At 43.8% G+C, this 13,117-nt stretch carries 2 protein-coding genes; both read left to right on the top strand.

What is annotated here, in order from left to right; all coding sequences use genetic code 11:
* Window positions 1–5: 5 nt before the first annotated feature.
* Window positions 6–5,717, top strand: a complete 5,712-nt coding sequence (locus AC2CGA_RS03725; RefSeq protein WP_484480125.1) for a type I polyketide synthase — start codon at window positions 6–8, stop codon at window positions 5,715–5,717.
* Window positions 5,717–13,096 carry an SDR family NAD(P)-dependent oxidoreductase gene (locus tag AC2CGA_RS03720; protein WP_484480124.1) on the top strand — a complete coding sequence of 2,460 codons (7,380 nt, stop codon included), beginning with the start codon at window positions 5,717–5,719 and terminating at the stop codon, window positions 13,094–13,096. Before AC2CGA_RS03725 ends, AC2CGA_RS03720 begins: the two co-directional genes overlap by 1 nt.
* The last annotated feature ends 21 nt before the right edge of the window (window positions 13,097–13,117 follow it).

Here is a 13,117-nt window from a genome sequence, read left to right as displayed (position 1 = left end):
GACAGGTGGCCAGTAATCAAAACTATCAGTTCACATTAACAATTAAACATACGGACTATATTGTCAGGGATCACCGGGTGCATGGCACCCGGATTATACCCGGTGTCACATTTTTAGATATGATATACCGTATGGCGCTGAGTAAAGGTTTGCCTATTGAAGAACTCGAGTGTCAGAATATTTTGTATTTGGAACCTGTAGCAACATCGGATACCTTTGACAGAGAAATCCGCATCCGTTTTCAGGGATTGGAACAGGGATGGGAAATCCAGGCGAAGAGCAGAAAGGTAAAAGATGACCGGATTCTGGATGAAAGCTGGGATGAGAATATGAACTGCAGGCTCATGCAGAAATTCCCGGAAAGCATGAGTTCAATTCATATCGATGAAATCAAACATGCCTCCGTCCGTGAAGCCGATATGGAGATATGTTATGACTATTTAAAAAAGGTTGATATAGAGCATTTTGAATTTATGAAGAGTCTGGGGAAGGTTTATGCGTCTGATCATTCTGTACTTGCAGAGTTGTCGCTCAGCCAAATTGCCAAACAATATACCGGCTATTTTCAATTGCATCCCACTTTTCTTGATGCGTCTACCATCATATCGATCCTTTATCAGGCATGTCCCGAATATTTTACACAAGGATCTCCGGCAAGCCGGATGAAAACGTATATTCCCATTCATATTGAATCTTTCCGTATGACGAAGCGCCTGGAAGACAGGTGTTATGTGTACATAGAGAAGCAAGACCAAAATCATGATTCAGGGGATGTCATCCAAGTCAGTTACGGTTTGTACGATGCACACGGGGAGATGATCGCTTATTTTACCCGGCTGTCTGTGAAACATATTCGCTCAAAAGATTTAATTGAAAATCTGAAGCAGACTCGTTTAGAAACTGAAGCGGCTTCTCAGCCAAAAGACGGCCTGATGAGAAAAGATTCAATCATAGATCGAAGCGAAAGCATTGAGACACACCTTAAAGAATTAATATCCGGGGTTTCAAATATAGATCTGCGTGACATAAGGACAGACATTGGTTTTTATGAACAAGGCCTGGATTCCGCTTCTTTGCTTGCCATTGTCAAAGAACTTGAAAACAAAACAGGGGAACAGCTGTATCCTACACTCCTGTTTGAGCAGAAAACGATCCGGGAACTCGCCGCGTATATTAAAGAAAATCAAAAAATGTCCAGTTATTTCTTAACGCAAAATCAACCGGCTGAAAAGCCTGACATGAAAGAAAGTAAGAACGAAAATCTTTCCGCTCTTATAACAGAAGGAGACATTCAGCAGCTGATCGCAGACATCAAAGGGACTGCCCCTGAAACACTCTCTGTGGTAAAAGGTTTTTATGAACAAGGCCTGGATTCCGTCACACTTATGCAAGCCGTAAAGGCATTGGAGGAGAAAACAGGCAGGGAACTGTATCCTACTTTATTGTTTGAGTATCCGACGATTCAAAAACTTGCAAATTATTTTGTGGAGAGCGGGGAAAAGACTTCCGTTGACAAAGACCTCCCTCTACATCATGGAGAGAATCATACGGCTCTGACCTATTTAACGCCGTATTGGAGACAAAAGGCTGCCGCTTGGGACCCGCATTGCGGAAATAAAAAGAAAAGAACATGTCTGCTGTTTCAATATGACAGAGAGCTTTTTCATTTTATGCGGGAAAATGCTGAAAATGGATTCGAAAATACACAGATCATTCTCGTTTTATCAGGGAATCGTTTCTCCTATCACGGAGACGGTGTTTATGAGATAGATCACAGGGAGGAAGCCCACTTTGACAGGCTTGCAGCTGATCTGAAAAAAAGGGGGCAAATGCCCGACACCGTGGTGTACGGGTGGCCGGAAGGATCATTTGCCGGCCCGGAAAAAATAAGTGAACAGCTTTCTAAAGGGGCTTACCCGCTATTCTTTTTCAGCCGGGCATTGATGCGCAGCAAGGCGGAAAAAAAGGTTGTATCGCTTTTCCTTTATCCGGCGGACCATAAAAATGATCAGCCGCTTTACGCTTCAGTCCATGGCGCAGGGCAGTCTATTTTGCTTGAGAACCCGAAACTGGCCCTTAAGACAATCGGGATATCAGTTTCAGACAAGACATCGTTGCCGGCTCTTACAGCTGAAATCATCAGATGCGAATCAACTGAAGCGCATCCGGGAGAAACCGATCTTTATTATGAAGGAAATGTGCGCTGGGTCCGTGCCTTACGGGAAGCAGAACCGGCTCAAAACTCAGATTTCTCCTTTAAAGAAAACGGAGTATACATGATTACAGGAGGGGCCGGCGGCTTAGGCCTTATATTTGCAGAACATATCGCAGCGCAAACGAAAGCCAATATTATTTTAGCGGGCCGTTCTGAACTGACGGAAGACAAAAAGAACAAAATCAGCCGAATGAAAGCAGGCGGTTCTTCCGTTCAATATATAAGAGGAGATTTTTCAGATAGCCGCGATGCAGAGCGAATCATAAAAACCATTAAAAAGAAATTCGGAGAAATCAACGGTGTGATACACAGTGCCGGTGTGACGCACGACGCTTTATTGATTCAAAAATCAAAAGATGAAATTCAGGAAGTGATCGCTCCGAAAATAAATGGGACGGTCTTATTGGACAGCTTGCTGCAAACCGAACCTTTGGACTTCTTTGTGATGTTTTCATCAAGCAGCTCGATGTACGGGAATATCGGACAGACGGATTATGCATTGGCTAACCGGTTCATCGATCTTTTTGCTGAGTGGCGTGAAGGAATGAGGCGGAAAAAAGAACGCTCCGGCGTCTCAGTAGCCATCGGCTGGCCCCTATGGGAAGACGGCGGCATGAAAGTGGATAAACAAACTGAAAAATGGATGAAACAAAAAATCGGTATGGTTCCCCTTAGTAAAACCAATGGGATCAAAGCTTTTCAAGATTCACTCTCTATGAACGCATCACAGCTGATCGTGTTTGAAGGTGACAAAGAAAAATTGGAATCTGCACTTCAAGATACCTTCAAGGAGGATGAAAGCCGTGAGATCCAAATAAATGAAACAGCTGATACAAGGCATCAAGACATTGCCATTATCGGTTTAAGCGGAAAGTATCCGATGGCTGAAGACTTACCTGAATTTTGGGAGAATTTAAAGAGCGGAAAAGATTGTATTACAGAAATCCCGCCTGACCGCTGGAATATAGATGATTTCTTCAGCGAAGACAGAGATATGAAAGGGAAGTCTTACAGCAAGTGGGGAGGTTTTATCAGCGGAGCCGATCAATTTGATCCGCTTTTCTTTCATATTTCCCCACGGGAAGCAGAACTTATGGATCCCCAGGAAAGGCTCTTTTTAGAAACGGCCAAAAATTGTTTTGAAGACTCAGGGTACCCGAGAAACATGCTGGAAAAGATGAAAGTCGGTGTATTTGTCGGTGCAATGTGGGGCCAATATCAACTATTTGAAGGAGAAGAAAACGGAGCGGCTTTCTCGCCGGCTTCCGTCTATTCTTCAATTGCCAATCGGGTGTCTTATTATTTTCATTTAAAAGGTCCGAGTTTGGCTCTGGATACAATGTGCTCTTCATCATTGACCTCTATTCATTACGCATGCCAAAGCATACATTGCGGAGAGAGCGATATGGCATTAGCCGGCGGAGTGAATTTGTCAATACATCCGAATAAATATAAGTTCCTCAGCATGGGACAGTTTCTATCAAGTGACGGCAGATGCCGGAGTTTTGGAAAAGACGGAAGCGGTTACGTTCCCGGTGAGGGAGTCGGAGCCGTATTGTTAAAACCATTGAAAAAAGCAATAGAAGATCAAGATCAAATATACGGTGTGATTAAGGGAAGCGCCGTTAACCATGGAGGAAAGACGAGCGGGTATTCCATACCGAATCCGGATGCGCAGGCGGAGGTCATTTCAGAAGCGCTTCGTAAAGCTGACATTGATCCGAACACCGTCAATTATATTGAAGCGCATGGAACAGGGACATCATTAGGCGATCCGATTGAAATTCAAGGACTCAAAGATTCCTATCAATTGAACCATCCTTGCGCCATCGGTGCGGTGAAATCCAATATCGGACATTTAGAATCTGCGGCAGGAATCGCTGCGGTAACGAAAGTGCTTCTCCAAATGAAGAATAAGCAGCTTGTTCCTTCTCTGCATTCCGATATTGTTAATCCGTTTATAGATTTTGATCAGGTTCCTTTTCAAGTGCAGCGGAAAGCGGCTGAATGGAATATTCCGCAAAACAGCCATGCTGTCCATCCTTTGAGAGCCGGGGTAAGCGCTTTTGGGGCAGGAGGAACAAACGCGCATCTTATATTGGAAGCGTATGAACCGCCAAAAGCTTTTGATCATCAAAGCGGCCGAGTGATCTTTGTTTTATCGGCTCAAGACAAACAACGGCTGATAAAATATGCAAAGGTTATGGCTGATTTTCTATCAGAAAATGAATCGAAGGATAACAATCATAAACTGCGTCTTCAGGATATTGCCTATACACTTCAGACGGGACGCGATCATATGGAAGAACGGCTGGCGATAGTGGCAGATTCCGGGCAGGTCATTGCTGAAGAGCTTTCAGCTTATATCAGGGGTGAAAAAAGCAGCTTGAGCCATACCGGTAATACATTCGAATCAGAAGTTCACAATGAAATGCCTCACGTTTGTTCAGATTACGCCGAAGCAGCATCCAAATGGGTAAATGGAAGAAAGATAGATTGGGAGACTTTTGAGGTGAATCGGAATGCCCGCAGGATTTCTATCCCGGGACAACCGCTGATCAAACAGCGGTATTGGATAGCGGAAAAAGGGGAAGCACTTGTTTCAGCGGATGTGAGTAAGACGGGTCACCCTTTCTTGGGGAGTAACACGTCCGATTTTAATCAGTTCAGTTTCACGAAAAAAATCAGCCGTAATCATCCGTTCGCACTAAGTCTGTCTGAAGGAAACGTGTCCTTTTTCCCTTATGCATCTTTGGCTGAAATGGCTATCGTCAATGCAGCGGCGGCATTTGGACAACCAGTTCAAACATTGACCGATTTATTGTGGAACGAAAGCATGAACGGAATGACAGATATACGGGAACTGATGATTACGCTGACGCCTGAGCGTGACTTTGCGCGGTTTGACATATATGCAAACACAAAAAATGAGAATAAAGTACGTCTTGCCAGCGGAAATGCGCATATGGTTAAGCCTGAAAGCGGTATGCTTCCTGAAGCGCTTGATATTGCTGAAGTCAAATCAGATATGACTGAACATCCGGCTGAAGCGCCTTTTGTCATTGAATCAGCGAAAAACAGTTACGGAATGCTGTCGCTTCATTCAATGCCGGATGAGATTTATGCAAAAAGAGAAAATTTTACGATTTCTCCTGAAGCGCTTGAGTCCGCGATTCAAGCCAGTGCATTTTTTGTCAGCGGAGAAACCTTCCCGGAATTGATCGGAATGGGAGCGGCGGATGTCTATCAGCCTCTCGCTCAAAATTTTTATGTTTATACTCAAAAAGTGAACCGGCAGAACAGCCGTGATGTAACGTGTCATATGACATTTACAGATGGAAACGGAAGCATTCTGGCGGAGTGCAGAGATGTGAGATTCAGATATGGTCATGAAAAAGACACTGTTCAGACGGACGATGAACTCATTCGTCTCCTGCGTCAATTGGAAACCAATGATATTGATCAGAAGGCTGTATTGAAACAATTAATGGGGGAAGAATGATGAACGGAAAACGTGAACAAATCAGCGATATTCTTGATCTGATTCAAACAGGACAAATGTCGGCTGACGAAGGCTATGCCCGTGTGACATCCATTCAGAATCAAAAATCACGGGCATCGAACCATCCTCTTTTATATTACAAGCCGGAATGGACAGAATCGTTCATTCCGAGTACGAAGAGCGTACCCTTGACGGGATTGCTCCTGATTTTTGCAGAAAATGAACGGCAAATACAAGAATTGAGCGGTTTGTTTAAGGACTGCACTCTCTTGTTTGTCATCCGCGGAAAAGAATTTGCTGTTTTACATGATGATACGATTTGTATGAACCACGTGAAAAAAGACGATTATCTAAAGCTGTTCCGATACATTCATGATCATTATCAGCCGCCCGAAAAGATTCTTCACTTGTGGTCTGATTCTCAGGCTGACATGAGTAAGGGAGGTATACAGAAACAATTGGAAAACGGATTGTTTTCTCTTCTGTATATTACACAGGCGCTGATTGAACTGAAATGGAAAAAGATAATAAAACTGACGCATATTTTTCAAACTGAGAAGAAAGAACAACTGCCGCTGCATCATGCTCTCGGCGGATTGGTGAAAACCGTTCACCAGGAACACCCCAATTTTCACTATCAGATTATCAATATCACTCAATCAGAGGGTGCGGGAGCCGCTCTTCCAGCAATAGCTGATATATATCAGAGAGAGTGTGACGAAAAACGGGATATCCATTTTGAAGTGCGCTATGAAAACGGCAGACGTTTTACGAAAAGCTATAATAAAGCCGGCTCATTCGATTTAACCCAGCCGCTGAAACATCATGGGAATTATCTGATTACAGGAGGCCTGGGCGGTCTCGGTTATATACTGGCAAAACATCTGTCGGAAAAATGGAAAGCGAATCTCATATTGACAGGGCGCTCTGATTTAACTGAAGAGCAGAAAAAAAAGATCGAATATTTAAGAAGCTCAGGTTCAACAATTGAATACATCCGATCTGATGTTTCAAAACAAAGTGATGCTGAACGGATGTTTGCTTTTGCAAAAGAGCAGTTCGGCACCTTACATGGAGTATTTCACAGTGCCGGCGTACTCCGTGACTCTTTTATCTTAAGAAAGACAAAAGAAGAAATCGATCAAGTCACAAGTTCGAAAGTTTATGGCACGCTCTGGCTGGCGGAAGAAATCAAAAAAATGAAAGTTGAATTACTTGTCTTGTTTTCATCCACATCGGCAGTCTTCGGATCAGCCGGCCAATGTGACTATGCTTTCGCCAATGCCTTTTTGGATCAGTATGCAGCAGTTATGACCGCAAAAGAGTCTGCCGAAAGGGTGGTGTCAGTCAATTGGCCGCTATGGACTTCCGGCGGGATGAATATTGACGATGAAGGAATATCCTACATGAAACAGGAACTCGGCCTTGACCCGTTAGATGACGGTGACGGAATACAGGCTCTGGAGAACAGCTTGTGTCAATCATCTGAACAGCTGATTGCCCTGAAAGGCCGAAAAGAAAAGATTGAGGATGTGCTGAAGCGTGCCGGCACAATCAGCTTACATTCAGACCGGCAGGAAGATGCCGATTTGCAAAGCGATGAATTAAGACAAAATATCATCAGCTATCTAAAAAATATAATGTCAGAGGAATTGAAATTACCGGCCTCACTCATAGATGAAAAACAATACCTGGAGAAATACGGCATTGATTCAGTGATGATCATGCGTCTGACCAAAAAGCTGGAGCAAAGTATCGGCAGATTGTCGAAAACATTATTTTTTGAATATCATTCCATATCGCAGTTAGCCGAATATTTCCTGAGTCATCACAGCGAACGAATGATGAAACTGCTGAACCCGGCCGGCAAATCTGAACTTGTTTCATATCAAAAAAAGCAAAAAAGAAAACCAGTGGAAACAAAAGCGCCGGCACGCTCTGAAGGAGAAGGTTCAAAAGAGCACATTGCGGCCGATCCCCTTTCTGCTGATATAGCCATTATCGGTGTCAGCGGCAGATACCCGGGTGCGGAAAACATCAGGGAGTTCCAGAATGTGCTGATGAATGGACGGGATTGCGTAAGCGAAATTCCTGATGACCGGAAGGAAATGCTCGAGGGAAGCTGCTATAAGTGGGGAGGTTTTCTGAAAAATCCAGACCGGTTTGATCCTTTATTTTTCCGGATATCACCGAAAGAAGCTGCTTTTCTTGATCCTCAGGAACGTCTCTTTTTAGAGACAGTGTACAATACCATAGAGGATGCGGGTTATAAACCTTCAGATCTGACCCGCAAAAAGGTCGGAGTATTTGCAGGCGTCACATATGGAAGCTATCAATTTTTCGGCGTTGAAGAATCACTTAAAGGAAATGAACTGGCCGTCGGGTCTCCATTTTCTGCAATAGCAAACAGAATATCGTATTTCTTTAATTTTAAGGGGCCGAGTATGGCGGTGGATACAATGTGTTCATCCTCTCTTAACGCCATTCACTTAGCCTGTGAAAGTATACGAAGAGGAGAAAGCACACTTGCTGTTGCGGGCGGGGTCAATCTTACGCTTCATCCGAATAAATATACATTATTAAATCAAAGCCGCTTCTTTGCAAGTGATGGCCGATGCCGTACATTCGGCGAGGGCGGTGACGGTTATGTACCGGGAGAAGGAGTGGGCTCCGTACTTTTAAAGCCGGCGGCGGAAGCGGTAAGGGACGGAGATCATATTTATGCGCTGATTAAAGCGACAGCGGTCAATCACGGAGGGAGAACAAACGGTTTTACGGTTCCTAATCCAAATGGTCAGTCTGAACTGATACAGGACGCGCTTCAGAAAGCTTGTATTGACCCTCGTACAATTAGTTATATTGAAGCTCACGGAACGGGAACTTCTCTGGGAGACCCGATTGAGATCACCGGATTAACAAAAGCGTTTCGGGAATTTACGGAGCACACTCAATATTGTTCAATCGGTTCTGTCAAATCAAATATCGGTCATCTTGAGGCCGCAGCGGGAATTGCCGGTTTGACAAAGGTTCTTTTGCAAATGAAACTGAAAAAACTGTTTCCTTCCATACATGCAGAGACGTTGAATCCAAATATTGATTTTAAAGCATCTCCCTTTTATGTACAGCGGTCATTGCAAGACTGGAAGAAACCGAAACTGCAGGAAAACGGAAAAACAGTAACTGTTCCGAGAAGAGCGGGAATCAGCTCATTCGGAGCGGGAGGAACGAATGTTCATATCATTATAGAAGAATATGAAGAAACAAACGTCTCAACAGAACATGTTGAGAACGAACCGCATATTGTCCTGTTATCTGCCAAAGACAATGAACGTCTTCTTGAGTATGCCGAAAACATGAAAGATTTTATTCAGCGTTCACTAAGTCCTGAAGTAAAGGATAAACAGACTGATATGAAAGAAAAGGTGAATGAAGTACTCAAACCGTTTGTTTCGGAATTGCTTCATATCCATCCGGAAGAAATTAATATTTCTGATCACCTGAGTGAATTTGGCGTAGGGCCTTTGGAATTAAGCAGGATGGCGGATTTTATTAACGAAATGTTTCATATTGAACTCACGATGTATGAATTAACGGATTGCCCCTCTATTCAAGCGGTTACTGAATACTTACTGAAGGAATATGCCGGAGCGATAAGAGACATGTTCCCGAATGAAGTGATGGAAGGCGGCCAATCGGAAAGCGTCGTTTTACGGGATCTGGCATACACTACACAATCGGGCAGAGAAGCGATGGAGGCCAGAGCGGCGATTACCGGTACCTCTCTTAAAGAAATGAAAGATAAATTATCTCAGTTTTGCCGCGGTGACAAGCAAGTTCCAGGCGTATATGTTAATCAGCAATCAGATGCATTTGCTGAAAAAATGAAGGCGTTAACGGAAGGCAGAGCAGGCGAATTGTTTGTAAAGACCATTATTGAGAACGGTGAAGCGGAAAAGCTGGCTCAATTATGGGTTTGGGGGGCGGATATCGACTGGAAATCCGTTCATCAACATTTACAGCAGCCGGGTAAACGGATCTCAATTCCGACTTATCCGTTTGCAAAAGAACGTTATTGGGTTCCGTCCAGGACTGAGAGGACAGAGATCCCTCAGCATTCTTCTCAACATCACTTGCAAAAAAAATGGAGGGAGAATCCGTTTGTAAATCCATCCGAAACAAAAGAGTACGGACTGACAGTCGCATTTGTGAATCAAGACACAGAATCAATTGCCCGCACCATTTGTCCGGATATAGATCAGGAGAATCTGATTGTCATAAAACATCACTCTTCATTTATAAAACACTCTGATCAAATGTTTGAGTGTTCTTTATTAGATGAAAACCACGCATACGACGTTATCTGTGAGGTCTTTTCGGGCGGTGAGCGGCAGGTCGAAAATATATTTGATTTCTCAGATATCGGAAACCAGAGTGAAAATCAGAACGGCATCCCATATGGTAAATTCTTATTTATACAAGAAATAATTAAGCGGAGTAAAAAGGAAACACCATTATCCATTTTACAACTAACCAATGGCTTGCAGGTATTTAAAGCGGAAAAACCAAAGATGACGGGTGCAGAATCAGCTGCTTTTCTGAAAGCCCTTTCTGCGGAATACGGCTTTGTTCATGTGAAAACAATAGATATAGACAGCATGAAAGAAACGCATAAGCTTAAACAAATCTTTGAGATTGAAAGGGCGCAATGTACCGGGGAGAATGAAGTATGCTACCGCAGCGGCGTCAGGTATGTTCCGTATTTTGAAGAAGAAAGAATCCATACCGGCGGGCCGGTTTCATTTCCTGCGGATAAAGCCATCGTCATTACCGGCGGGACAGGGGGCATTGGCAGAGCAATAGCTGAAGATTTGGTGAAACGGGGAGTGAAAAAACTCGTGCTGACGGGTACGCGTCCATTACCTTTGCGAAGTGAATGGGATCATTTGCTGAAAGAGGGCAGACAGGACGAAAAGACAGTCAGCAATATAAAACTGTTTCAAAGTTTTGAAGAAAAAGGTGTCGACTATCTGTATTACAGCGGTTCTCTCACAAATGAAGAGAAGCTTCGATCATTCTTTCACCAAGTAAGCCTTGAATTTAAAGATATTAGCGGTGTCATACATTGTGCCGGACTGCACAGCGGCGGAAATCCGGCCTTTATTCATAAAAGAATGAGTGAATTTAAGACGGTGTACGGGCCGAAAGTCACTGGACTTCAGAATTTGGAGCGGATTTTTAATAATAGGCCGCTGGATTTCTTTATTCTGTTTTCATCAATTGCAGCACAGTCACCCAAACTGTCGAAAGGAATGACTGATTACGCGTCTGCAAATGCATATATGGACTATTTCGCGGCTTATCATTTTCAAAAGGGGAGAACGTATTTCACGTCCATCAATTGGCCGAGCTGGAAAGAAGTCGGAATGGGTACTGTGACGAGTCCTTTATATGATGAATTGGGATTGGACTCTCTATCCACGCGGGAAGGACTGGCGATTTTGTATCATGCACTGGAGAAAAAATCGGCCAATATCATTCCTATCGTGAAAAAAGGAACAGTGTTTCATGCAGACAGTCTCCTGAACATCAATAAAACCGGCAAGACTTCATTTCCGGTCCGAAGACAGGAGACTCCCGGCACTTTTGATCATTCAGAAGGGCTTGTCAGTGAACTTTCTGCCGTATTTGCCGAGGAATTGAGCATACCCCTTGAAAAGCTTAACCCAAATACGGATTTTCAGGAATACGGTGTGGATTCTATACTTCTTGTCAGCATTATACATCGTATAGAAGCAATGATTCAGAAAAAAATCGACCCTACTGTGCTTCTTGAACACAACACGATTCATGGTCTTGCGGAATATATCGGTAAGACGGCGCCGCCGTTGAAAAAACAAATCGAACAGACTGATTCTCAAAGCAGCAATCAGCATGATATGCAGTCTGTGACGAGCCGAAATACAGAACCGCAGACGGCTTCCACTGCAAAGATAGCTGTTATCGGAATCGGATGTAAGTTTCCGGGCGCGGCTGATAAAGAGGAATTTTGGGACAATCTGAGAAAAGGGAAGAATCATATTAAAGAAGTACCTGATTCCCGGTGGAATATAGAAGAAAATTACTCTCCGGTGCAGCAAAAGGGAAAAAGCATCAGCAAATGGGGAGGATTTATTAATGGAATCGGCAGCTTCGATCCGGAGTATTTCCGTATGGAAGAGGAGAAAGCCATCCAAACGGATCCGCTGATAAGACATTTCTTAGAAACGAGTGTACAGACTGTACGTGATGCCGGTTATGAAGAAACAGAATTATCGGGAAAAAAAGTCGGCGTATTTGTCGGTTCCAGAATGGGCGGCTACGGTCACAAACTGCCGAAAGAAAGCAGCAGCCACATCGTCGGGCTTAGTCAAAACTTTATTGCTTCACATGTGTCGCATTTCTTTAATTTTCACGGTCCAAGCATGGTATCTGATACCGCTTGTTCTTCTTCATTAGTCAGCATTCATTTAGCCTGCCAAAGCATAAAAAACGGTGATTCAGAAATGGCGCTGGCAGGAGGGGCGGATCTGCTTTTGGATGAAATTCCTTACCTGATGTTAACAGAAGGAGGAGCTCTTTCGCCGGACGGTCAGTGTTTTACTTTTGATGAAAGGGCAAACGGCTTTGTACCCGGAGAGGGTTTTGGCGCTGTTCTGTTAAAACCGCTGGAGAAAGCAAAAGCTGACGGAGATCGGATATACGGTATCATTGAAGCATCAGCTATTAATAACGACGGTGCGACAATGGGAATTACGACTCCGAATCCTAAGCTTCAAGAGCAGGTTATTCAAGATGCATTTGAAAAAGCCGATATCACTCCCGGATCAGTCAGCTACGTCGAAACTCACGGCACAGGCACGATGATTGGAGATCCGATTGAGCTTCAGGCTCTGACAAAAGTATTCCGAAGAGACACAAACAAAACGCAATTTTGCGGAGTAGGAAGTGTAAAAACCAATATCGGACACTTATTAAGCGCCGCCGGAGCGGCAAGTTTCATTAAAGTGATTTTATCAATATGGCATAAGGAAATTCCGCCTACATTGAATTGTGAAACGCCAAATCCCCGCTTTGAATTTGAAAAGTCGCCTTTTTATCCGAATACAGAACTGAGAAGCTGGAAGGATGGAAAACGGAGGGCGGGCATCAGCGCTTTCGGTTTCGGCGGAACAAACGCCCACCTTTTGGTAAGCGGCCTGGATGATTCATATCATTCCGTCAGAACTCCGCTGCCGCCTGCCGAGTTTGTCAGAAAAGAGTACTGGCCGGATTCAAATCGAAAAAAACAAATCAAACAGAATAAAAAACGGCTTCTTGAAATTATTGATGAAACAGAGTAGCACCTGCTCTGTTTCTTTACT

This window comes from Bacillus sp. SYZHCR11 (genome assembly GCF_057196865.1).
Note: the sequence above shows the minus strand (reverse complement) of the source record. Positions and strands in the feature narration are given on the sequence as shown.

Bases quoted from the DNA above. Each gene is read 5' to 3' on its own strand.
- AC2CGA_RS03720 (WP_484480124.1), top strand. From the start codon at position 5,717: ATGAACGGAAAACGTGAACAAATCAGCGATATTCTTGATCTGATTCAA.